This is a genomic window from Micromonospora sp. NPDC048930 (genome assembly GCF_043197935.1).
Lineage (GTDB): Bacteria > Actinomycetota > Actinomycetes > Mycobacteriales > Micromonosporaceae > Micromonospora.
In genome coordinates, this window is the sequence record NZ_JBICUB010000026.1 from 1 (window position 1) to 22,331 (window position 22,331).

Genomic DNA, 22,331 nt, shown 5'->3' on the forward strand with positions numbered 1-22,331 from the left:
GGCGCCCACGTGCGCACCATGTCATCGAGCATCGCTGTCACGAAACGAAGATCATGCCGCAGCTACCGCATCGTCCATCTGAGACACCCCCTTAGGTGACTCGAACCTGTCGGGAGCCATCGCGCCCGACGCGGAAGACCTCGTCATCACCGACAACAGCGCGCTCGGCATCTACGAGGCCACGATCGGGGGCCGGGCAGCCGAGGGCTCGTCTACAGCGAGGTCGGAAGCCGCGTCATCCTGTTGGCGACATCCGTGCTCCCCGAGTTCCGTGGGAAGGGAGTAGCCGCCAGGCTTATCGGCGGCGTCCTCGACGAGCCGCGCATGCAAAGAAAGACCGCCACCGTCACGTGTCCGTTCACGGCAGCATTCGTCAAACTCACCCGGAATATGCCGACGTTCTAGACCCGGCATTCCCTCGGTCGTATACAGCCGGGCATGGCCATTGAACACGCGTCATCGCGTCAACCCCGCGCGCCGACCGCTGAGAAGGTTCAGGCGTCCCCAACGGCCGGGGTACGTCGCGCGATGGCTAGGTGGGCGCCAGCGACGAGCAGACCGGCCTTGCTGAACTAGCCGGCATGCTGGGGTCGCTGATCTCAGCATCGAGCGCAACGACGTGCGGGTCGGCCAAGCCACGGTTTCGCCGAAGTTACGGGTGGTTTCCGGGGTAGTTGCGGGCTGCGGACGCGTACGGACACGTCCACAGCCCGCCGGGTGATTCCGGTGTTGCGTTCCGAGGATCGGTTGCGGCCGGCCAGGACGTCGGGGATGGCACCGGTCATTCAGCTCGACTTGGGCGGCAGCAGGAACGACACTGCGTTCGTGATGGCTTCCGGGCTGCCGGGGAGCTGGCTACGCCGGGTGCCCACCCAGGTAGCGGATCAGGACGATGACATCTTCGGTATGAGTCGCCCGACCTGGCCACGCCGTTGACACTGATCCACAAGGAGGGTGGGACGTCTCGCTCTCCCGAGTCCTCAGGGGCGAACGCGGATGACCGTCTTCCCGGTGATCCGCTCGGTCGGGTTGAGAGCGGCAACGGCATCGTCCAGGCTCGCGACATTGCCGATGTTCGTCCGCAGTCGCCCGTCCCGCACCCGCTGGACGATCTCACCCAGTTGGCCGCGATCGGACTCCACGACGAAGTCGATCGCCAGGCCGTCCGCAGGCCGCGCCTCGGGCGGCCCGACAACGGACACCAGCGTTCCTCCGGCCCGAACCAGACCCGCGGACCGTTTCTGGATGTCGCCGCCGATGACATCGAAAACCACATCGACTCCACCGACGTCTTCGAGGACGTCGTTCCCGAGGTCGACAAACTCCTGCGCGCCGAAGTCGAGCGCCTTCTGACGGTCGGCAGTGCGCCCCGTGCCGATGACGTAGGCGCCGAACTCACGAGCCAGCTGCGTCGCCGTCGAACCGACTGCGCCAGCCGCACCATGCACCAGGACGCTCTGCCCCGCCTTCAGACGGCCGTGCTCGAACAGACCCTGCCACGCAGTCAGCCCAGAGATCGGCAGGCTCGCGCCCACCGTGAAGTCGACGTCGCCGGGCAGCGGCGCAAGATTGCGCGCCTCGACGGCCACAAACTCCGCCAGGGTGCCGTCACGAGTCCAGTCCGTAAGGCCGAACACCCGCTGTCCCACCGACAGCCCCGTCGTGCCATACCCGAGAGCACGGACCACTCCGGCCAACTCGTGCCCGGGAATCGACGGCGTCCGGTCACGGCCGAGGCGATCGGTCCAGGTCGAGGGCCACGACATCTCAGTCGGGACGAACCCCGACGCATGTACCTGAACGACAACGTCGTTGATCGCTGGTTCCGGCTCAGGCCGCTCCACCAACGTCATCCCGGCCGTTCCCGCGGCCTCGTCCGTCACCACAATCGCCTTCATCCGATACCTCCCTGTATCCGGTCCTCGCCCGCACGGTCACGAGGAGCAAACTTCCGCTTCCCCACCATCAACAACGCCACGCCCCAGCCCCTCACCACACTGATCGGTAGCGGTGGGGACGCCAGGGTGTGGCCGGGCTGACGGGACGTCCGTGGAACTCGGTGCCGGCGGGCAAGTCGCCCAGTTCGTCGCTAGCGGAGGCACCCAGTCGGGGGCCTCGACGCTAGTGGCGGCTAAATTGGTCTGTCAAGTCCAGTCTAGGTGATCACAGAGTGCCCCCCCCGGCGACGCCATATCCCAGGTAAACCATCGCTACAGGGCACCTCCGTCCGCTGACCTCCGCGCCGCCTTCCCGGACTCTGCCGTCCAACTGGAGTAGGGGCTGCGGGAATACAACGGGCCCATAGGGTGTCTGTATCTGCGTGTCCGGGTGCCTTTCACCCCGACACACAGCTTCGGCCGAAAGGCCGGAAGGGAGAGCTGTGCCACAGCAGGCCCAATACCACAAGAGCCCGGACGCCATTTCGCGGCTCAACCCGGAGCAGTACCGCGTGACCCAGCAGGACGGCACCGAGCGACCGTTCGCCAACGCGTACTGGGACAACCACGAGCCTGGCATCTACGTCGACGTCGTGTCTGGCGAGCCGCTGTTCGCGTCGATCGACAAGTACGACAGCAACTCCGGCTGGCCGAGCTTCACGAACCCGATCGCCAAGACGAACGTCGTCGAGCGCGAAGACTTCAGCCACGGGATGATCCGGATTGAGGCGCGCTCCCTGCACGGGGACAGCCACCTCGGCCACGTCTTCGACGACGGTCCCCCGGACAAGGGTGGACTGCGCTACTGCATCAACTCCGCGTCGTTGCGGTTCATCCACCTCGACGACCTGGAAAACGCTGGGTACGGCGAATACCGCACCCTGTTCACGAATGACACCAACAGTGACACCGGCGACAAGTAGGGAGACGACGTGACCACCGCAAAGGCGATCCTCGCCGGAGGCTGCTTCTGGGGCATGGAGGAGTTGTTCCGCCGCCAGCCCGGCGTCGTGTCCACGCGCGTCGGCTACACCGGCGGCGACGTCCCGAACGCCACCTACCGTAATCACGGCACCCACGCGGAGTCCATCGAGGTCGTCTACGACACCGAGAAGACCGACTTCCGCGCGCTGCTCGAGTTCTTCTTCCAGATCCACGACCCCTCGACGAAGAACCGCCAGGGCAACGACATCGGCAGCAGCTACCGCTCGGCGATCTTCTACACCAGCGACGAGCAGAAGCGGGTCGCCGAGGACACGATCGCCGACGTCGACGCCTCGGGCCTGTGGCCCGGTAAGGTCGTCACCGAGGTCACCCCGGCAGGCGACTTCTGGGAGGCCGAGCCCGAGCACCAGAACTACCTGCAGACCTACCCCAACGGTTACACCTGCCACTTCCCCCGCCCCGGGTGGAAGCTCCCGAAGCGGGCGACGGCCTGACACCTCCGGCGCGCGGACCCCGGGTCCGCGCGCCCGGCCCGGGCCTGGACGAGGAGTCAGCCGGATGGGTGCAGGCCCTCTCGGGCACCGGTGCCGAGCGAGACGTGGCATTCGATCGGCTGCCCGAGATGCTGGCGCCCGCGGCGTTGCGGGAGGTGCGCCGGCACGCGACGCGCTCCCACGGTGGCCCGAGCGGAGCCGATGGGGACTGACTCGCCCTTGATGCGGCGGGTCCGGTGGCTACTGCAGTCGACCTCGCCAACGGCAACCTTGCGCATCCGCCGGGCGTCAGTCGTGACGGCTGCCGAGCGGCAGCGGCCGGCGCGCCCAGCCAGGGCCTGCGGCCCGTTCAGCAGCTGCGGGTGATGCGGGTGACGTGCAGACGCATGTCAACGAGCGTTGACGCACGCTGACCTCCGGCGCGCCGCTCACGACGCATCGCCGAGCAACTCCTGAGCGGCGGCTTGCCACACCGAGGACCAAATAGTCCCGGAAAGATTCGCCCTATAGATGATCTCGCGGACAAAACAGCCGTTCAATCAAGCTGGCGGCGCATGCGTTCGTCCTTCCACCACGCGAATGCGCCATGACGCCGGGTGGACTCCAGGGCCCCATCCTCCATGGATTAGCTGGCGCGCTGGATACACTTGACCGATGGGCGACGAGCAGGTGGCTGCGCCGTCGAAGCAGCGGAGGATCAGCCAACGGGGCATCGCGACGCGGGAGCGGATTCTCGAGGCGGCGAACCGGCTGATGTTCGTGCGGGGAGTGAACGCGACGACCCTTGACGACGTCCGCGAAGCAAGCCAGACGAGCAAGTCTCAGCTCTACCACCACTTCGCCGACAAGCAGGAGCTCGTGCGCGCGTTGGTCAAATATCGAGGCGCGCTTGTGCTTCAGCGCGAGCGTGGAGGGCTCGAACGACTGAGATCGTTCTCAGGGCTGGTCCGGTGGCGTAACGCGCTGGTCCAGGCCAACTCGCTGAACAACGGCAGATACGGGTGCGGCCTCGGGTCGATGGCTGTCGAGCTGTCCGATCAAGATGAGCAGGCTCGATCGATGCTGTTGGAGACGTTCGCAGCATGGGAAAAGCTGATCAGTGATGGTCTGCACCGGATGCGGGACAGCGGCGCACTGCGCCAGGACGCCGACCCGGAGAAGTTGGCCACGGGGTTGATGGCAGCTTTGCAAGGCGGCTACTTGCTGGCGAACGCCGCGCACAACGTCGCACCCATGGAAGTTGCTCTGGACATGGCGCTGGATCACATCAAATCGTTCCTCTCGGAGCCGTCTGGCGAGCCGACCCGTTAATTGAGCCCTTTTCATCATGACCAGGCTGGTCACGGCGGGTGCAAGCAGCCCGGAGATCGATGAGGGCGAGGCTAAGGCCTGCAGCCGAACCACGGTCCTATGCCCCGACCGGGAGCTCGCCGTGCTGTCTCACCCCGCCACGATCCCGCTGTCGAACCGAACCCTGAACCCCTCGCTGAGTGCCTCCGTAACCACCGCCAGCAGCGTCGATCCCAGTGGCGACGCCTGAACCCCGGTTGGATCGCCTCGTACTGCGACTGCACTGAGCACCGATGTTCCTCATGTTGTCCGGACTTGAGTCCGCCCGAGCCGCGGGAGCCGGCGACGATCGCCGCCCTGATGCGTGAACGACGGCAAGCCTAGCCTCAACGGACTAGTAAGTCCACTTGTGGGTTTGGCGTTGAGCGAGTTCAGCTACGGGCACCTTGGCCCTAACGCCTCTGAACGCAGCTCATAGCGCCCCGAGGTGATGGTTCACGAGGGCCAAGCGGTTCTGGCAACGATCGGTCAACTGGACTATCCAGTCCGCGGAGGCTAGCCTGCGGAGGTACGCGGTCACGAGGTGATTCGCCCGGCCACAGCCCCCTCTCAGACTGCGGCTCGGCTGCTGCTGGATCCGCGTGTCTGGACCGTCACTACCAGGATCTACAGGAAGGCGCGGCTGATGGAAACCGATCGGGATCGTGTCGTCGCATCCGCCCGAGCTGTCCTTCCGGCCACTGAGCGCCGGCGCACGGACATGACCACCCGCAGCTTCACGTTTGTCGCTGATGAACCGCACAACGGCGAACTCGGCGAAGGCCCGACGCCGACGGAGTACCTGTTGATGGCGCTCGCGTCGTGCACTGCTCAGACGCTGCGGCAGTACGTCGACTATAAGTACGACACCGCCGGTGACATCACCGTCGAGATCGACTACCACGAACCCGAGCAGGAAGGCGCAGAGCGTTACCTGCAGCGCACGATCACGCTGAGCGAAGAACCTGACCCCGACGACTTGAAGGTGATGCATGACATTGCCGAGAAGTCCCCGGTTACCCTGCTGATTCAGTTCGCATGGAGCGTGAGGACCGAGTTCGTCGGGCCGCGCTGAAATCAGGCCGCTTGCTGCTCGACGTACGGCCGAGCAGCAAGCGGTTGTCGTTCCGCCCCAGACGGCGACAGTGTTTCCGTCGACCGCGACAGCCTGAACGCGATGTGGCGCCTTGGATGCGGCGCAGGTCCTGGTCCTGGCGGATGGCCGGTGACTCGTGCCGGCAGCTCAGAACAGAGGCGGTGCGGTCGTATCGGTGACGGCGGAGCGTCTGCCGAGCAGGGAGAACTTGTCGGAGGTCCTGTCGTCGGGGATCGGCAGCCCGTGGCGCTGCAACGCCTGGTCCACCCGTACCAGGACGAGGTCGCGGTAATGACGGGCCGTGCGCGAGCCGCTCACAGCGTGATCGGCCGGGCCACGGTGGACGGCGCGCCGGGTTCGAGCGAACGTTGCAGTGCCTCGTCGAGGAAGGCGATGGACATGCCGAGCTCGGCGTTGGCCCGCTGAGCTGCGACAGCGAGCTGATCCAGGTCGCGGCCTGGCCGCGCTGATCCTGCTGGCCGGCGCACTCGGCGACCGCTACGGCCGCAGACGAATCTTCCTCGTGGGTATCGCCGGTGCTCACCATCGCTCGATCGTGTGCGCGGCCGTCCCGACCATGAGCTCACCTGATGGGCGCCCGCACCCTGCAGGGCATCGGCGAGCTTCGTCGCTCTTGCCGCAGCCGGCCACAGCTGGGGCAGCGCGATCAGTACTGAACCGAGCGGTCGCGTGCCCGCATCACGGTACGTGATCTAGCTATCCATGCTGGCCCGGCCAGCGCGTCGGAAGGTGACGTGTGACCGAAACCAAGATGAGCGGCCGAACGATCTGGAAGCGGAATCTAGTCGCACCGCTGCGAGCCTTTCTGAGAACTGAGTCCGGCAGCGCCGGTGTGCTCGTGGCCGCCATCGTCGCCGCACTGCTCTGGGCCAACATCGACCTCGGCTCCTACGAAGCCGTCTGGCGTACCCAACTGTCGCTGCGCTTCGGGCACCTCGAGCTCTCCCGCGACCTGCACACCTGGATCAACAGCGGCTTGATGACTCTGTTCTTCCTGGTCGTCGGCCTTGAGACGCGGCGCGAGTTCGACCTCGGCGACCTACGCGACCGGCGACGGTTCGTGCTGCCCAGCGTGGCCGGCGTGATCGGAATGCTGATCCCGGTGCTGATCTTCCTGGTGATCAACCACGGCGGGCCGGGCGCGCATGGCTGGGGCGTGGCTATGTCGACCGACACTGCCCTCGCGTTGGGCCTGCTGGCACTGCTCGGCCGGGGCGTGCCCGACCGGGTCCGGATCTTCCTGCTCACCGTGTTCGTGGTCGACGACTTGATCGCACTCATCGTCATCGCCCTGGTCTACAGCGACGACCTCAAGATGATGCCCATCGTGGTGGCCGTAGCGGCGTTCGCGGTCATGCTGGCCATCCGCGCAGCTGGCGTCCGACGTGGCTCGGCGTACGTGCCGGTCGCCATCGTGATGTGGGGTGCGCTGTTGGTCAGCGGAGTCGACCCGGTGGTGGCCGGGCTTGCCATCGGGCTGACCGCGTTCGCCTACTCTCCCGGCCGAGCTGAGCTCGAGCAGGTCAGCGGGCTGTTCCGGTCGTTCCGTGAGCAGCCGACGCCCAAGCTCGCGCGTACGGCTTCGATCGGCCTCGCGAATACGCTATCGCCCAACGACCGCCTTAGGCGCATCTACCACCCTTGGTCCAGCTACGTCATCGTGCCGCTGTTCGGCCTGGCCAACGCTGGCATCAGCATCGACGGTCCGTTCCTGGCGCAGGCGTTCGCGTCGCCTGTCACCTGGGGCGTGCTGCTCGGGTATGTCGTCGGCAAGCCGCTCGCCGTGATCGGCACCTCGGCCGGGCTCACCTGGATCTCACACAGCCGCATCCGTCCGGCCGTCGGCTGGGCGGGCGTGCTAGGCAGTGGCACGATCGCCGGTGTCAGCTTCACGGTGTCGCTGCTGATCGCCAGCCTGGCCTTCACCGGCGACCAACTGGCCGAGGCCAAAGTCGGGGTGCTCAGCGCCGCGATCGTATCCTCAGCGCTGACCTGGAACGCGTTCCGCGTCACCAACATGTTGCCCAAGGACAAGCGCACCCGGGCACTCTTCGGCGACATGACGGAACTGATCGACCTCATCCCAGCGGTCGACGAGAAGCAGGACCACGTCCGCGGCCCAGCAGGCGCGTCGGTAACGCTGGTGCAGTACGGCGACTTCCAGTGCCCGTACTGCGGGAAGGCCGAGCCAGCCGTCCGGCAGTTGCTGGGTCACGCCGACCTGCGTTTCGTGTGGCGTCACCTGCCTTTGTCAGACGTGCACCCGCAAGCTCGGCTAGCAGCCGAGGCCGCCGAAGCAGCGGCCGCTCAGGGCAAGTTCTGGCAGATGCACGACCTGCTGCTCGACCACCAGGACAAGCTGAACATCACTGATCTCATCAAATACGCCGGCGACCTCGGTCTGGATCAGAAACGCTTCCACGACGATCTGAGAAGCCACGCCCACGCTGGCCGCATCCAAAGCGACATCGACTCGGCCGACAACAGCGGAGTGTCCGGCACCCCGACGTTCTTCATCAACGGCCGCCGCCACTACGGCGCCTACGACATCACGACCTTGACCGCCGCCATTCGTATGGCCCGAGCCCGGGCCCGCCTCGGCCGCGAGGCAGCAGCGACCCTTAAGGGCGCGTCTCATCTGGTGAGGCGGCAGTAGCAGGGTGCTGGCGATGGTGCCGAAGGCTTCCTAGTGGTCGCCCTTGCGGTCGTAGCGGCGAACGAGGCGCCGGTAGCGCATCAGCCGCGACATGCAGGCCTCGACGATCCAGCGGTGGCGGCCCAGGCGCGTGGAGGACTCGATGCCCTGACCGGCGATGCGTGCCTTGATCCTCCGCCGGCGGACCTCGCGGCGCAGTTCGTGAGCGTCGTACACCTTGTCCGCGTGCAACTTGTCTGGCCGCCACGGGCGGCACCCGTCAGTCGCCTGAACCGGCTCAAATCCCGAGACCACGCCCGCGACGACGCCTACCGGCGACCCCTCCTTGGAGTGCGGTTCGATGGTAGTAGGCGCTTCCGTCGGTGTCGCCAAGGATCCGAGTGGTGGCGATGACGTGCAGGTCACGGTTGAGGTCTACCTCGTAGGTAGCCGGTCGAACGGGTGTTCGGTTGGCTGGTGCGCAACCGGCGGCTGCCCCACGGCCACGAGCGTGACCGCCAACTCCGAAGCCGTGATCACGATCGTGATGATACGACTCGTGACCGATACGTCTGGCAGGTCGGACAATCCGCGTGAGGAACGCCGTCGCGCAAAGCCACCGGACAAGCAAGGGCAACAGGTCCTCGCACCTAGGCGCCCGTTCCCGACAGGCTGACTGATCCTCACCCCATCGGTACGTTTCCGGCCGCCGTCAACGGGTAGCACGGGCCATGCCTGGACTGTCACTGGCGACGGTCGGCGCCAGTCTGGCGCCGGCCGATCCGGCGCAACTGCTGCCGGCGCGCGAGCAGATGGCCTTCACCCTCGGCTTCCACATCATCCTGGTGCCGTTCGGGGTGGCCTTCACCTTCCTGATGCTGATCGCGAACGCTCGCGGGATTCGCCGGCACGACGAGACCGCGCTGCTGCTGGCCCGCCGCTGGTCACAGGTGGCGGCGGTGCTGTTCGCCGTCGGCGCGGTGTCCGGGACGGTGCTGTCGTTCGAGCTTGGGCTGCTCTGGCCACGACTGATGGGCACCTACGGCGCGGCGTTCGGCATCCCGTTCGCGATCGAGGGCTTGTTCTTCTTCCTGGAGGCGATCTTCGTCGCCATCTACGTCTACGGGTGGCGGCGGATGCGCCCGTGGCCGCACTTCTGGACCGGGGTGCCGGTGGTGCTGTCCGGGATCGGCGGCACGCTGTCGGTGGTCGCGGCGAACGCCTGGATGAACCGGCCGGGCGGGTTCACCATGCGGGACGGCAAGATCGTGGAGGTCCGCCCGCTGGAGGTGATCTTCAACGGCGCGTTCTGGTACGAGGCCATCCACATGCTGCTCGCCGCGTACATGGTCGCCGGGTTCGTCGTCGCCGGCGTGTACGCCGCCGGGATGCTGCGTGGCCGCCGCGACCGCTACCACCGACTCGGCCTGGCGATACCGCTGACCGTCGCGGCGCTGGCCACCCCACTGCAGATCTTCGTCGGCGACCTCGCCGCGCGCGAGGTCTTCCGGAACGAGCCGGCGAAGTTCGCCGCGATCGAGGCCGTCCCGACCACGGGCACCCACGTGCCGGAGGTGCTGGGCGGCTACTACGCGAACGGGGAGGTGCACGGCGGCATCAAGATTCCCTCGGGGGCCTCGCTGTTGTCCGGCTACTCGCCGTCCACCCGCATCCGGGGCCTGGACGCCATCCCCGCCGAGGTGCGGCCGCCGGACCACCTGGTCGCGATCGTCCACCTGAGCTTCGACGTCATGGTCAGTATCGGCTCCGCGCTGCTTGTCCTCTCCGCCTGGTACGCCCTGGCCTGGTGGCGCCGCCGTGACCTGCCGCGCAGCAGATGGTTCCTGCGGGCGACCGCGATCAGTGGCGTGCTCGCGGTGGTGGCGCTGGAGGCGGGCTGGGTGGTCACCGAGGTCGGCCGGCAGCCGTGGACGGTCGTCGGTCACCTCCTCACCCGGGACGCGGTCGCCACGTCCGGCAACCTATGGCTGTTCTTCGCCGCCATCGTCGCGCTGTATGCCGCGGTCGGCGCTACCACCGTGTACGTCCTGCGGCTGCTGCGCCGCCGCTGGCGCGACCAGGGCGGTGCTACCGAGACGGACGTGCCCTACGGCCCGCCCCAGGCCTCGGAGTCCACGCCGGCGGCAGGTCAGGCGTGAGTACGCTCGCCGCCGTCGTGTTGTTCATCGGCGTCACCGCCTATGCCGTGCTCGGCGGCGCGGACTACGGTGCCGGCTTCTGGGATCTCACCGCCGGTGGTGCGCGACGTGGGCAGGCCCCGCGGCACCTGATCGACCACACGTTGGCACCGGTGTGGGAAGCCAACCACGTGTGGCTCATCTTCTGCCTGGTGATGCTCTGGACCGGCTTCTCGTCCGCGTTCGCCGCGATCATGACCACGCTCTACATCCCGCTGGGCCTCGCCGCGTTGGGCATTGTGGTCCGCGGCAGCGGATTCGCGTTCCGGAAGGTGGTGGTGAAGACCGACCAGCAGCGGGCGACCGGGGCGGCGTTCGCCACCTCGTCGGTGCTCACGCCGTTCTTCTTCGGCACGGTCGCCGGCGGGATCGCCTCCGGGCGAGTGCCCGCCGACGGACACGGCAATCCCGTGACCAGCTGGGTCAACCCGACGTCGCTGCTCGGCGGGGTGCTCGCGGTCGGGGTGTGCGCGTTTGTCGCCGCGGTGTTCCTCACCGCCGAGGCCCGTGCCTACGCCGACGCCGGCCTGGAGCGCTGGTTCCGCCGTCGGGCCCAGGCCAGTGCCGTGGCGACCGGCGCTGTGGCGCTGGCGGGGATCGCCATCCTGCACGCCGACGCCGGGCGCCTGTTCTCCGGGCTGACCGGCCGCGGCCTGCCGCTGGTGCTGGTCTCCGCGGCATGCGGGCTGGCCAGCATCGCCCTGCTGCACCGGGCGGCGCCCCGGTTGCTGCAGGCGCTCGCTGTCAGCGCGGCCGGCACGGTGGTGGTCGGCTGGGGCGTCGCGCAGTACCCGTACCTGCTGGGCACCCACCTACGCATCGACGAGGCTGCGGCTCCCGACGCCACCCTGGTGTCGCTCACCCTCGTCGCCGCCGCGGCGCTCCTGCTCGTCGTGCCGGCCATGGCGCTGCTGTTCGTCCTGCACCAGCGCGGTCGTCTGGACACCGCCTGACTTGGAACTCCTAACTCTTTGAGCGTTTGGAGTCGTCGCCAGCAGATGATGGCGCAGGCGAGGGTGAGGAAGGCTTCGTGGATGTCGTCGCGGTTCTCCCAGCGGATGCGTAGCCGGCGGAACCAGTGCAGCAGGGCGATGGTCTGTTCGAAACGATCCACGGCGCGCTGTTCACCCCTCCTCACACCCGGAGCGAACAATCATCACGTCCCGAAGACACGCCCAACATCATTCAGTTAGGAGCTCTAAGGCCGTGGATGGCCCGGGTTCCGGGTAGGGATCGAAGGTGGCGGCGCGTCGCTGCGTGGTGCGGAAGTGCGAGGGGTTCACGCCGTACCGCTCAACGAAGGCTTGGCGCATCGTCTCTGCCGAGGTGAAGGCGCACCGCTTGGCAACCTGCGCGAGCGGGAGTTCGGTCGCGGCCAGGAGCCGGGCGGCGACTTCCAGTCGGATCCGGCGGACGGCCCGCCCGGGTGGCTCGCCGAGCTGGTCGCGGAAGAGCCGGTTGAGCTGTCGGACGCTGACGCCGGCCCAGGCCGCCAGCGTGGCCGCACGCAGGTCGGCCCCCGGGTTGCTGGTGATGTGGTCGATGGTTCGCCTGACCAGCAGGTCGTCGGGCCGCGGGGCGCTGGTGAACATGCTCATCTGGGCCTGGTTCCCGGGCCGCTGCAGGTACGTCACCATGCCGAGAGCGACTCGCCGGGCCAGTTCGTGGCCGTGGTCCTCCTCGATGAACGCGAGGGTGAGGTCGAGCGCGGCGGTGACGCCGCCTGAGGTCGCGACGTGGCCGTCCCGGACGAAGACCGGGGCGGGGTCGACGTGGACCTGCGGGAAGCATGCGGCCAGGTGGCGGGCGTACAGCCAGTGGGTCGTCGCACGGCGGCCGTCGAGCAGGCCGGCGGCTGCCAGGACGCTGGCGCCGGTGCAGACGGAGGCGACACGGCGTGACTGAGCGGCCAGGCGTCGCACGTGCCCGACCAGCCGTGCATCGGCGGTGGCATGTTGGTGGCCGAGTCCACCGGAAACCACGAGGGTGTCGACGGTCTCGAACCGGCTAGCCAGCCGGGCCTGGGCCTTGAGACGCAGACCGGAGTCGCAGCGGACCTCCCGTCCGCCCAGCGTCGCGAGCGTGACCTCGTAGCCAGGGTCGGCACCAAGGCGGGTGGCGGTGAACAGGCCAGTCGTCACGCAGGCGATGTCCACCAGCTCGGATCCGTCGTAGGCCACGACGACGACGTGACGGGATCGCATGCACCCACCGTAGGCGGTTCGGCCGCGGCCAACAGGACGGGTTTCCCAGGATTTGTGCCAGGTCGGGCCTAGCCTCTTGTCCACGGCGCGGGCTCGCCGTGAGGCTCGTCCTCGTCCCCCTTGCCCGGCGGCCAGCGCGCAGCAGGGACAGGTGACGCGACCGAGATCGCGTTACCGCAGTTCCGGGGGTCAGGTTGAAAATCGCACAACTGCCTGCAGTAGACCTGCGATGGAAGGGGGTGTTGCGGGTGCGGCGGCGGTCCGTTGGGTTGGTGGCGACGCTCGTGGCGGGTTTGGCGGCGGCGGTCGCGATCGGTGCGGTCGGGATCGCCCGGGCCCGCGAGGTACTCGCCGGGGCGGGACTGCTGGGCTGGCGGCCGGCGGCTGGACGGCCACTCCCCCGCCCCCGGCTCCTGTCACCTGGGCGTGCTCGCGGAGTGCGGGCTGGGGAGGAGCCGCCGGAGCGGACGCGGGTGGTTCACCGACGCACACCTCGTAGACCAGTGGTCAGCGGCGAGATCACCGTGCCGGCGGTCGAATGACCGGCGGCCCGGCCTCCGCCTAGACGGAACCCGTAACACGACGTGTACCTACGCCGAGAGGACGGTTCGATGCGAAAGCTGATGGTGGATTTCATCATCTCCCTGGATGGCTTCGGAGCCGCCGAGGGCTGGCCCGGGCTGTGGGGCATGGCCGGGCCCGAGTACCTGGCGTGGCTCGAGGCGGAAGAGAAGCACACGGCCCTGATGGGTGCGACGACCTACCGGCTGCTCTCGGGCATCCTTGCGCACTCGCCCGACGAGGTCGGCACGGCGACGTTGAAAGCAATGCCGAAGATCGTGTTCTCCTCCACGCTGACGGCGCCGCTGGAGTGGGCGAACACGGAGTTGATCAGCGGTGATGCGGTTGCGGAGGTGCGGGCGATGAAGCAGGAGGAGGGCATCCCGTTGCACACCCTCGGCAGCCTCTCGCTGAGCCGGTCGCTGCTGCGGGCCGGGCTGGTAGACCGCTACCGGGTCGTCGTCTTCCCCGTCATCAACGGCGCCACCGGCCGTGACCGGATCTTCGACGGATACCCCGATGTCGCCCTCCAGCTGGTGGACCACCGCACCTTCGACGACCGGCTGCAGCTGCTCGAGTACGTGCCCACGGTGCTGGAGGCCCCGCCTGGGCTGGCGGCGCAAGGAGTGGAGTAGGCGGGCATGGGCGCGATGCACCTGCACGCGGTGGCCCCACTGGACGGCTACATCGCCGACCAGCGTGACGACGTGGGACCGCTGCACAAACTGGCACTTCAGCGGCGACCACCCCCTCGTCGCCGAGGACTACGCCGGCATCCACAGTGCTCCGATCCGGGTGTCGGCGACTGCGGCCGCCTACGTGCGCGGCATGTGGGCGGGCCAGAGGATGCTGGTCATCGGGCGGCGCCTGTTCGTCCTGACCAATGGCTGGGAGGGCCGATCGACGGCTGCCGACACGTTGGCGCGGCGCACCGACCCGAACCGGCGGGCTGGCACCCAAAGGCGTCGTACCACGGAACGCCGGCGATCGTTGCGGCCCGGTGATCTCGGCACGCGTTCACCAATGGCATTCGGGCGTTGAGGCGCCGACCTCACTGTACGTGTTCTTAGTGCGTTGGAATGTGCGGTCGAGCAGTTACGCGCCCAGGTCACGCAGCTGCTGGGAATGGACCCAGTCAGATCTCGCTGAGGCATTTCGTTACGAGCGGGCCCCGCGCCGGGACGTCAATCCCCACACACACGGGGCCCCTCGAAGAGGCGCAAAGGTGTCACTCGTGGGGGTCGTCGACAGAGGGACCGCGCTCCCGGATATTCTCAACCGGCTCGAGGTTCGCGGTCTCCCACGACCCGTCGGCAACCGCCTCCAGGATCGCCATCCCCGCCACCTCGGCAGTTTTGGCAATGTAGCCGTTGGACTTGGCGTCGATGTCGCCACGCATCTCGAACAGCACCGAGGCAGAGCCCAGTAGCCCGTAGGCGTTCCGGGCGATGCCGGGGGTGGACGTGCTCGGGTAGCGCGTAATGTTGGCGTAGCCGTACTCGTCCAGAGCAGTCAGCAGCACCGACACCGCCCGCTTCGACCGAGTGACGGTGTCTGCGAACTCATCGGCAATGCCCAGCCGCTCCGCCTCGGCCTCGGCATTGGGCCACATGGTCGAGCCGGTGATGAGCCCGCCCTCCTCATCGACGTACGAGCCCTGGTGGTGGAAGTCGAGGACCAACTCGGGTCGCCGCTGTTCCCACAGCAGGCGCATCGCGATAGCCTCCGGGACCGGGTTCAGGTTGTCGTCGCCCGCCTTGTACGGGTGGTCGTACGCGTTGCTGCTGTAGGAGTGGTAGCGGTTGATGTCGTAGCCTCGCCCGACCTCGTAGAACGGGTCGCACGGTGCCTGAGTGCAGCTCGGGTCGTAATTCTGCCGCCACGGTGTGGTGCGTCCCGCCAGGTCTGTCACGTCGGCGTCGAACCCGTCGACATTGACGCGGGGTACGACGGTGATGGTGAGCGCCTTACGCAACGCCACCGCTGTTTGCGAGTTACCGCTGATGCTGCGGATCAAGTTGATCATCGCCTCGGAAACGACATACTCGTCGCCGTGCTGGTTGGCGATGTACATCACCGACGTAGGTCCGTCACCGACCGTCACGACCGGGATCTCCCGGCCAGTGTTGCTCGTCAGCGGTGCGGCGGAGAGGTCGAACGAGCCCTGTGCGTGGTTCTCGATCTGTCGCAGCGTGGACCATAGTTGGTCATAACTGTGGATCGCGGCCAGGCTAGAAGACTTCTCTCCAGACCACGGTCCGTTCGGAGTGGTCTGCGGGTCCGCCGCCGCCGGCACGGCGGAGCCGACGGGGAGCAGCGCGATGGCTGCCGTGACAGCGATCAGCCGTCTCCGCGTCAACCGCCGCGGGAACCGGCCTGCGGCAGACGCTTGAAGGGAATGGGATGCGGTCACGCCGATCTCCTTTGACCAGGATTCGCGAGCGGCCAGCATTGCCCGCCCTGGAGAAACCTGTCAAGAGGTTCTTCGCCATCAATGGGTGGGATTTGCGGGTTTTGAACTCCTGCTTACACTGCCTCGCTGGCGGTTGCCATGGTTGAGCCGCGTGGTGCAGAACAATGCCGACGCCACAACGCCGCCTCATCTGCCTCACCCGTCGAGCCCTGCGGCGTCTTGGTCGCCCCGTCAGCCCTTACCGCTCCCGGATCCGCTGGTCGAACCGGTGATGAAGGGGGCCATGCGGTCTATCGCGCGTCGTGGCTCTTGCTCGCTGCTGACAGTCGCAGCAAGAAGCAGGCGCGCCTTCGGAGCCGGCAGTGACCCCGCGAAGAGTGCGCCGGCGGCGGCGAGGTCAGCCCCTCCTCCCGCGCCGTAGACCGGGGCGACGTCCCGCCAGGGCAGCGGGAGGTCACCAGCACCACCATTCCCACCGCCACAGAGGCCCGCACCTCTTCCAGCACACCTGGCGTCGGGTTGCCGATGCCGAGGGCCTGAAGCACGATTCCCCTGGCACCTGCGGCCCGGCACGCGGCGAGTGGTACGCCATCGGCGTCCAGGTAGACCGGCACAATGTCGACGCGAGCCGGCAAGTTGCCGAGTTCGGCCAAGTCGAAGCCGCGCGGGCGCGGTGGCAACTCCCGTATCGTCGCCCTGCCATCGGCGATCGCGCGGGCGCAGGGACTCGTGGCGGTCGCCGCCGGGACGCAGGCGATCTATACCAGCCCACGGGACGTGACCCCGAGCCTTACTGCCCTATCCAGCGTCAGCCGTAGGTCGGCTTGGGATGCTGAGCAGCGCGACGCGGCCCGTGCCCCGCATTCGCTCGTTCCCGGGAAGCGTCTATGGCCGGACCGGATGGCGGTCGGTCGGCATGCCGTCCCGACCCGGTCCAAAGGACCGGGTCGGGACGGCGGGGAAAGGTCCTACCGAAGGGTCCATCGCTGGTTCGCGGCGCCGGTGCAGGTCCAGAGGATCACGGTGGTCCCGTTTCCGGTGGCGGCGCCGTTGACGTCGAGGCAGAGGCCGGACTGCTGTGCCCGGATGGTGCCGTCGGAGCTCCGGGTCCAGCGCTGGTTGGCGCCACCGTTGCAGTCCCAGATCTGGGCCTTGGCGCCCGGGGTGGCGTTCAGCGGCGCGTCCAGGCACTTGCCGAGGGCCTGAAGCGTGTCTCCGCTGACGGTCCAGCGCTGGTTGGTGCCGCCGTTGCAGTCCCAGATCACCGGCTGGGTGCCGTTGGCGGTGTTGCTCTGGGGAACGTCCAGGCACCGACCGGAGGCGGCGCTGACCAGCGTGCCGCTGGTGGTCGGTGGTGGCGTGGTGGTGCCGCCGCCGCTGACCCGGTAGACCACCGTGCCATGCGCGGGGACGCTGGCGGAGATGGTGCCGGTGGTGGTGCTGGTGGCGTTGCTCCAGGCGTCGAGCAACGTGAAGCTGGTGCCCGTCTTGCCGATGGCGGCGGCGGTGGTCGAGATCGTCGTGGTGGCGCTGCCCTGGTTGAACAGCGCGACCGCCACGTCTCCGTTGGCCAGCGGCTTGGCCAGCACTCGGCGGGTGCCGTCGAAGGAAATCTGGCTGCCCTGCCGGCCGAGGCTGTCCTGGTTGATCGCTATCAGGTTCCGGTTGGTCAGGATGTTCTGGGTGGCCGACGACATAGAGCGGACGTCGTTACCGGCGACCAGCGGCGCCGCGAGCACGGCCCACATCGCGAAGTGGCTGCGCATCTCGGTGTCGGTCATGCCGCCCCGGCCGACCTCCATCATGTCGGGGTCGTTGAACGCGCCGGGGCGCGCGTACCCGGCCAGCGGCACGGTGACGTTGATGATGTTCTGGATGCCCATCGGGTAGCCGTTCGTCTGGCCGGTGTCCCAGGCGTTGGTGATGTCCTCGGTGGTCCGCCACATGTTGGCCACGTCGCCCCAGTCGCGCTGCGGCCCGGTCTTGGCGTGGATGCTGTTCGGGTTGATGCTGTAGACGATGGGCCGGCCGGTGGCCGCGAGGGCGTCGCGCATCTTGGCGAAGGTCGCCACCTGCTGGTCGATGGTGCCGTTCGGCGAACACCAGTCGTACTTGAGGAAGTCCACGCCCCAGGCGGCGAACTGCCGCGCGTCCTGCGCCTCGTGCCCCTGGCTGCCGGTGGCGCCCGGGTAGGAACCGAAGTACTGCGCGCAGGTCCGGTCCACCGGCACCTGGTAGAGGCCGAACTTCAGGCCCTTGCTGTGCAGGTAGTCGCCGAGCGCCTTCATACCGCTGGGGAACCGGCCGGGGTCGCCCTGGAGGTTGCCGGCGGCATCGCGGTTCGGGTTGAACCAGCAGTCGTCGACCACGACGTACTGGTAGCCGGCGTCCCGCATTCCGCTGGCGACGATCGCGTCGGCGGACTGCCGGATCAGCGACTCGTTGATGTTGCAGCCGAACGAGTTCCAACTGTTCCAGCCCATCGGCGGGGTGCGGGCCACCCCGTTCTCCAATGCCTGGGCGTCGGGGGGACGCAGCCCGATCAGGGCGCCGGCCACCAGCAGCCCGGCTGCGACGCCGGCGGCCCAGCGACCCGAGGCGAGATGTCTCATCGGTTCTCCTTCCCGCGACGGCTTGTCCCCGTCGCAGGTCATGGTCCGGCCGGTGGGCGGCGCTGTCCGCCGGCGGGACAGGGTGGTTGATTCCGGGCAGTCTCGGCGCGACCCGGCGTGGTCGGGCCGCGCGATCGGGTTTGGTCAGAGTGCGGTGATGGTCCAGTGGTTGTTGGTGTTCCCGTTGGGCGCCCACATGCAGACCGTCGACCCGACCGTCGCGTTGCCCATCCCGTCCAACGCGGTACCGGTGCCCTGGTTGATGATCTGAGAACGACCGTTGCCCACGGCGTTGAGCCGCCACTGCTGGTTGTTGCCGCCATTCCACGGGGCCTGCAGCGCGTTCGCCCCGTTGGCCGCGTTACCCCAGCTGTCGACCACCATCCCGTTGGCTCGATTCACGATCCGGTGGTAACCACCGCCCACATCCACCAACTGCCACTGCAGATTCGGGCTGCTGACATCACTCCACTGCTTGACCACCGACCCCGACCCGACACTCCCGCCACTGTCCAGCACCAGACCCGTCGTCAAATTCGCAATCTTCACGTACCCGGTGGGCGTGAGGCCGCTGTCGAACGGGGGGATCTGACCCGCGAAGGTGCGCTTGACGACGTACGCGAGGGCGCTGAACGGGGCACTGGACGAGGGCATGGTCAGGTACAGGCCGGAGCCGTCCTGGGTGCGGTTGGGCAGGTCGAGGTACGTGCCAGCGGCGGAGCCGAGGAGCCGCGCCGAGGTCAGCGTGCCGAGGGAGCGCATGCATCAGGGACCTGGTGGAGTAGTAGCCGATGCCCTGGGTGTAGCACCAGCTGGAGCTGGAGACGCTGTCGTCGGTCAGCGAGTACGGGGTCTGGATGCCAGCCGGGCCGCCGCGCTCGAAGTCGTACACCTCGCCGCGGTTGTTGAAGCCGTCCTTGTAGGTGGCCACCACGTCCTTGCTCCAGGCGACCGCCCGGTTGTAGTAGTAGGACAGGAAGTTCAGCCGGTACGACTCCGGGATCCGGGACAGGTTGAAGTCCTGGAAGATGATGTCGGGCTGGTAGCCGTCGATGATCTCGCGCAGCTTGTCGTACCAGAGCTGGTATTCGGCGGTGGCACCGAGCTGGCCGTAGAGCTTCCTCAGGCTGGTGTCCGACTGGCTCGGCGCCCACTGGAAGTAGCCGGTGAAGTTGTACGCGTGGTGCAACGACACCCACAGCTTCAGGCCCTTGGCCCGGATCGCGTCGGCCTGCAGCCGCAGCAGGTCCAGCCGCGGTCCCCGGGCCACCGAGTTCCACTCGTTGACGCTGCTGTTCCACATCGAGAATCCGTCGTGGTGCTCGGCCACCGGCCCAGCGAACCTCGCCCCGGCGTCGGCGAACAGCTGTGCCCACTCGTTCGGGTCGAAGGTCCCGCCGGCCGAGCGGAGCTTCGGCGCGAACTGCACCCAGTTGCCCGCCCGGTCCGGCGCCCCGTTGATGAAGTTGTGGTACGGCCACACCGACGGGTCGCCATACACGCTGCGGTGATAGTTGTTCTCGTTCGAGCCCGCGTTGTACATGTTGCGCGGGTACCACTCACTGGCGTACGCGGGGACGCTGTACACCCCCCAGTGGTAATAGATGCCGAACTTGGCGTCCTGGAACCACTCGGCGGCCGGCGGGTGCTGGTCGACCGAGGACCAGCTGGCGGTGTAACTGCTCGGGCCCACCGTGGCCAGGGCCAAGCGTACGTTCGACAGCCCGGCGGCCGTGGCGGCGCCGGTGAGCCCGACGGCCGCGAGCAGGCTGCGGCGGCTGAGGTGCGACGGGGACGGGGACATACCTGGAAACCTCTCTCGGAGGGTGCGAACAGTTGCCCTTCGGCCTACGGGGACAGCCGATGAGGTTGCGACGCGGGGAACTCGGCTCCGGCCCGGGAAGGGTGGGACGAGCGGTAGCCCGGACGCCGATGGGCGCAGGTTCCCGAGCCGCTGGAGGGTGCACATCGAATGCCGGCGGCGAACCAAGGTTCGTCGCGTACCGGTGGCACCGCATGGCGTGGTACGGCCGGCGACCCGGTGCCCACGAACCGCCTTCGACATGCGGGCGAGCCACTCGACCCCGCCCTGTTATCGCTAACACATCCGACTTCGCCTATGTAACAGGTCAATGAACGCCGATGTCAATAGCGGAGTCACCCAGCTGCGGCCGGCGTGGCGCACCTCGCCGGGCTCGACGAACCAGTAACGCCGATCAACTGGACCGTAGAGGCCGGTGGCGAGCAGCTCACTTCCGCGGGCACTCGCCCGCTCCGCACTGGACGTTGACAGACGCGAATGTAGACCGGGAGGCTAAGAATCGATGTTAGCGCTCACACGAATGTCAACTATCCGGGAGGGCACGATGGAACCGAACGTCGGCCGTCGGCGTCGTCTGGCGGCCACCCTGGCGCCCCTGGCACTGCTCATCGCGGTCACCGGCGCCGTGGCCTCCGCGGCCGTGGCGTCGTCCCGGAAATCGGGACGGCTCCGCCTCGCGAACCGGGCGCGGCAGCGGGCCGCGGCTGTCACCGGGGCGGGGCGCCGACGCTCTGCCGGGGGATCAGGATCGGCGCGATGGTCTGCCGCAACTCACCCGCCGCGCCGGACTCGATCTGTGCCAGCAGCAGGTCCAGGCTGGCCCGGGCCACCGCGGCGAAGTCCGGCCGGACGGTGGTCAACGGCGGGATGAAGTACGCCGCCTCCGGCACATCGTCGAAGCCCACCACACTGATTTCGTCCGGCACCCGGCGGCCGTACTCGTGCAACGCCCGCAGCACACCCAGCGCCAGGTGGTCGTTGGCCGTGAAGATGGCGGTCACCTCGGGCATCCGCGCCAACATCTGCCCGCACCGGTAGCCCGACGCCGCAGACCAGTCCCCGGGGACCAGCGGCGGCACCTCGGCGCCCGCCGACCGCAGCGCCTCCCGCCAGCCCTCGATCCGCCCGGCGCTGTCGAACCAGTCGGCCGGCCCGGACACGTGCCACACCGTCCGGTGACCGGCCTCCAACAGATGCCGCGTGGCCTCCCGCGCGCCCGCCACCTGGTCCACCGTCACCAGCGGGACCGGCCGGCGCGGGTCGCCGTCGACCGTCACCAGGGGAACATCCTTCGGCAGGTGCTCCAGCGCCTCACCGGCGGACTCGACGGGAGCAATGACGACGATCCCGGCCACCCGGTGTGCCAGATGCCGCTCCACCGCCGCGGAGATGGAGACCCGGTCCAGGTCCCGCACGCTGCCCACGGTGACCGCGAAGCCCTCCTCGGCGGCGGTCTGCTCCAGCGCCGCCAGCAGCGAGGCCGGGCCGTACAGGGTGGTGTTCTGCGCGACCACCCCGATGACCTGCGACCGGCCGGTCACCAGCGCACGGGCGGCCCGGTTGGGTCGGTAGCCCAGCTCGGCGATCGCCGCCTGCACCCGCAGCCGCGTCTGCTCGCGGACGTTGGGGTGCCCGTTGAGCACCCGCGACACGGTCTGATGGGAGACCCCGGCAAGGCGGGCCACATCCGTCATCGCGGGACCCCGCACGGCCCTCACCCTCCCCGCCAAGCCCCGACCGCGCTCCGGCGATCGACGCCGGAGCGGCTGGACACCATCCGCAGCCCTGCCCCGGCCTGGCCGAGCGCCCAGGGCAGCCCGGCACAAGGCCAGCGCCAGTGTACGCCCAGGTCCCGTCCCGCCCGCCGAGGCACGGCCTCACCCGGTGATCGGCGCGGCGCGGGTGACCCTCGGCCGCCGCCCCGCCTCGACACCCGCCGATGCTCCCGGGGCGTCCGGCCGGCGGCCCTGGTGGCCGGCGGTGCGGGGTCGGCGCCGTTCGGGCTCGCGGGCGACGGGCCTTCGAACGCGGCGAGGGCCGATCCGGGATGGGCCGGCGGGAGGT

At 68.3% G+C, this 22,331-nt stretch carries 19 protein-coding genes and 3 pseudogenes; 11 read left to right on the forward strand and 11 right to left on the reverse strand.

The window, feature by feature from the left end:
* Positions 1-222 precede the first annotated feature (222 nt).
* A pseudogene (locus ACGFI9_RS35350) lies at positions 223-405 on the forward strand (N-acetyltransferase); the annotation flags it as partial.
* Positions 406-980: 575 nt separating this feature from the next.
* Here ACGFI9_RS35350 and ACGFI9_RS35355 read toward each other — a convergent pair.
* Entirely contained in the window at positions 981-1,898 is a 918-nt protein-coding gene (locus tag ACGFI9_RS35355) for an NADP-dependent oxidoreductase (RefSeq protein ID WP_393185136.1), read from the reverse strand.
* 482 nt (positions 1,899-2,380) lie between these two features.
* On the opposite strand from ACGFI9_RS35355, the gene msrB reads away from it, so the two are divergent.
* The 5 genes and pseudogenes from msrB (at position 2,381) to ACGFI9_RS35380 (ending at position 5,780) form a co-directional block, all read left to right on the forward strand.
* Complete coding sequence (msrB, locus tag ACGFI9_RS35360) at positions 2,381-2,860, forward strand: peptide-methionine (R)-S-oxide reductase MsrB (protein WP_393185138.1); 480 nt, start codon at positions 2,381-2,383, stop codon at positions 2,858-2,860.
* Positions 2,861-2,869: 9 nt separating this feature from the next.
* Complete coding sequence (gene msrA / locus ACGFI9_RS35365) at positions 2,870-3,376, forward strand: peptide-methionine (S)-S-oxide reductase MsrA (RefSeq protein ID WP_393185140.1); 507 nt, start codon at positions 2,870-2,872, stop codon at positions 3,374-3,376.
* A 654-nt stretch (positions 3,377-4,030) separates the two neighbouring features.
* Positions 4,031-4,687, forward strand: a complete 657-nt coding sequence (locus tag ACGFI9_RS35370; protein ID WP_393185142.1) for a TetR/AcrR family transcriptional regulator — start codon at positions 4,031-4,033, stop codon at positions 4,685-4,687.
* A gap of 121 nt (positions 4,688-4,808) precedes the next feature.
* Positions 4,809-4,924 (forward strand): annotated as a pseudogene (locus ACGFI9_RS35375) (IS5/IS1182 family transposase); the annotation flags it as partial.
* A gap of 427 nt (positions 4,925-5,351) precedes the next feature.
* Complete coding sequence (locus ACGFI9_RS35380) at positions 5,352-5,780, forward strand: OsmC family protein (RefSeq protein WP_393185144.1); 429 nt, start codon at positions 5,352-5,354, stop codon at positions 5,778-5,780.
* Positions 5,781-5,948: 168 nt separating this feature from the next.
* Here ACGFI9_RS35380 and ACGFI9_RS35385 read toward each other — a convergent pair whose 3' ends face one another.
* Positions 5,949-6,119 carry a hypothetical protein gene (locus ACGFI9_RS35385; RefSeq protein ID WP_393185146.1) on the reverse strand — a complete coding sequence of 57 codons (171 nt, stop codon included), beginning with the start codon at positions 6,117-6,119 and terminating at the stop codon, positions 5,949-5,951.
* Positions 6,116-6,289 carry a hypothetical protein gene (locus ACGFI9_RS35390; protein ID WP_393185148.1) on the reverse strand — a complete coding sequence of 58 codons (174 nt, stop codon included), beginning with the start codon at positions 6,287-6,289 and terminating at the stop codon, positions 6,116-6,118. The genes ACGFI9_RS35385 and ACGFI9_RS35390 overlap by 4 nt, the downstream gene beginning before the upstream one ends.
* Before the next feature lie 269 nt (positions 6,290-6,558).
* Between ACGFI9_RS35390 and nhaA the strand changes: the two genes are divergently transcribed.
* Positions 6,559-8,478, forward strand: a complete 1,920-nt coding sequence (nhaA, locus tag ACGFI9_RS35395) for a Na+/H+ antiporter NhaA (RefSeq protein ID WP_393185150.1) — start codon at positions 6,559-6,561, stop codon at positions 8,476-8,478.
* Positions 8,479-8,514: 36 nt separating this feature from the next.
* Here nhaA and ACGFI9_RS35400 read toward each other — a convergent pair.
* Positions 8,515-8,721: pseudogene (locus ACGFI9_RS35400) on the reverse strand (IS5/IS1182 family transposase); the annotation flags it as partial.
* A 467-nt stretch (positions 8,722-9,188) separates the two neighbouring features.
* Between ACGFI9_RS35400 and ACGFI9_RS35405 the strand changes: the two are divergent.
* Entirely contained in the window at positions 9,189-10,616 is a 1,428-nt protein-coding gene (locus ACGFI9_RS35405; RefSeq protein ID WP_393185152.1) for a cytochrome ubiquinol oxidase subunit I, read from the forward strand.
* Positions 10,613-11,608: a cytochrome d ubiquinol oxidase subunit II gene (locus ACGFI9_RS35410; protein WP_393185154.1), complete on the forward strand. Its 996-nt coding sequence runs from the start codon at positions 10,613-10,615 to the stop codon at positions 11,606-11,608. The genes ACGFI9_RS35405 and ACGFI9_RS35410 overlap by 4 nt, the downstream gene beginning before the upstream one ends.
* A gap of 228 nt (positions 11,609-11,836) precedes the next feature.
* Here ACGFI9_RS35410 and ACGFI9_RS35415 read toward each other — a convergent pair whose 3' ends face one another.
* Positions 11,837-12,859 carry a GlxA family transcriptional regulator gene (locus ACGFI9_RS35415; protein ID WP_393185155.1) on the reverse strand — a complete coding sequence of 341 codons (1,023 nt, stop codon included), beginning with the start codon at positions 12,857-12,859 and terminating at the stop codon, positions 11,837-11,839.
* 611 nt (positions 12,860-13,470) lie between these two features.
* Between ACGFI9_RS35415 and ACGFI9_RS35420 the strand changes: the two genes are divergently transcribed.
* Positions 13,471-14,055 (forward strand): dihydrofolate reductase family protein, encoded by a 585-nt coding sequence (locus tag ACGFI9_RS35420; protein ID WP_393185157.1) that lies wholly within the window; start codon positions 13,471-13,473, stop codon positions 14,053-14,055.
* A gap of 64 nt (positions 14,056-14,119) precedes the next feature.
* Complete coding sequence (locus tag ACGFI9_RS35425; RefSeq protein WP_393185159.1) at positions 14,120-14,461, forward strand: hypothetical protein; 342 nt, start codon at positions 14,120-14,122, stop codon at positions 14,459-14,461.
* A 187-nt stretch (positions 14,462-14,648) separates the two neighbouring features.
* On the opposite strand, the gene ACGFI9_RS35430 is transcribed toward ACGFI9_RS35425, so the two are convergent.
* The 6 genes from ACGFI9_RS35430 to ACGFI9_RS35455 form a co-directional block, all read right to left on the reverse strand.
* Positions 14,649-15,833, reverse strand: a complete 1,185-nt coding sequence (locus tag ACGFI9_RS35430) for a M14 family zinc carboxypeptidase (RefSeq protein ID WP_393185161.1) — start codon at positions 15,831-15,833, stop codon at positions 14,649-14,651.
* 290 nt (positions 15,834-16,123) lie between these two features.
* Positions 16,124-16,447 (reverse strand): hypothetical protein, encoded by a 324-nt coding sequence (locus ACGFI9_RS35435; RefSeq protein WP_393185243.1) that lies wholly within the window; start codon positions 16,445-16,447, stop codon positions 16,124-16,126.
* 354 nt (positions 16,448-16,801) lie between these two features.
* Positions 16,802-18,445, reverse strand: coding sequence for a glycoside hydrolase family 27 protein (locus tag ACGFI9_RS35440; RefSeq protein WP_393185162.1), 1,644 nt, complete (start codon positions 18,443-18,445; stop codon positions 16,802-16,804).
* A 144-nt stretch (positions 18,446-18,589) separates the two neighbouring features.
* Entirely contained in the window at positions 18,590-18,994 is a 405-nt protein-coding gene (locus ACGFI9_RS35445) for an RICIN domain-containing protein (RefSeq protein ID WP_393185164.1), read from the reverse strand.
* The gene (locus tag ACGFI9_RS35450) at positions 18,909-20,249 is read right to left on the reverse strand and encodes an alpha-L-fucosidase (RefSeq protein WP_393185165.1); all 1,341 of its coding nucleotides are present in this window, start codon (positions 20,247-20,249) and stop codon (positions 18,909-18,911) included. The genes ACGFI9_RS35445 and ACGFI9_RS35450 overlap by 86 nt, the downstream gene beginning before the upstream one ends.
* Before the next feature lie 725 nt (positions 20,250-20,974).
* Positions 20,975-21,961, reverse strand: coding sequence for a LacI family DNA-binding transcriptional regulator (locus ACGFI9_RS35455; protein WP_393185245.1), 987 nt, complete (start codon positions 21,959-21,961; stop codon positions 20,975-20,977).
* Between the last annotated feature and the right edge of the window lie 370 nt (positions 21,962-22,331).

What these genes read in the sequence shown, in the direction of transcription:
- ACGFI9_RS35355 (WP_393185136.1), bottom strand. Translation starts at nt 1,898, where the DNA reads ATGAAGGCGATTGTGGTGACGGACGAGGCCGCGGGAACGGCCGGGATG.
- ACGFI9_RS35370 (WP_393185142.1), top strand. Translation starts at nt 4,031, where the DNA reads ATGGGCGACGAGCAGGTGGCTGCGCCGTCGAAGCAGCGGAGGATCAGC.
- ACGFI9_RS35380 (WP_393185144.1), top strand. Translation starts at nt 5,352, where the DNA reads ATGGAAACCGATCGGGATCGTGTCGTCGCATCCGCCCGAGCTGTCCTT.
- ACGFI9_RS35405 (WP_393185152.1), top strand. Translation starts at nt 9,189, where the DNA reads ATGCCTGGACTGTCACTGGCGACGGTCGGCGCCAGTCTGGCGCCGGCC.
- ACGFI9_RS35415 (WP_393185155.1), bottom strand. Translation starts at nt 12,859, where the DNA reads ATGCGATCCCGTCACGTCGTCGTCGTGGCCTACGACGGATCCGAGCTG.
- ACGFI9_RS35420 (WP_393185157.1), top strand. Translation starts at nt 13,471, where the DNA reads ATGCGAAAGCTGATGGTGGATTTCATCATCTCCCTGGATGGCTTCGGA.
- ACGFI9_RS35440 (WP_393185162.1), bottom strand. Translation starts at nt 18,445, where the DNA reads ATGAGACATCTCGCCTCGGGTCGCTGGGCCGCCGGCGTCGCAGCCGGG.
- ACGFI9_RS35450 (WP_393185165.1), bottom strand. Translation starts at nt 20,249, where the DNA reads ATGTCCCCGTCCCCGTCGCACCTCAGCCGCCGCAGCCTGCTCGCGGCC.
- ACGFI9_RS35455 (WP_393185245.1), bottom strand. Translation starts at nt 21,961, where the DNA reads ATGACGGATGTGGCCCGCCTTGCCGGGGTCTCCCATCAGACCGTGTCG.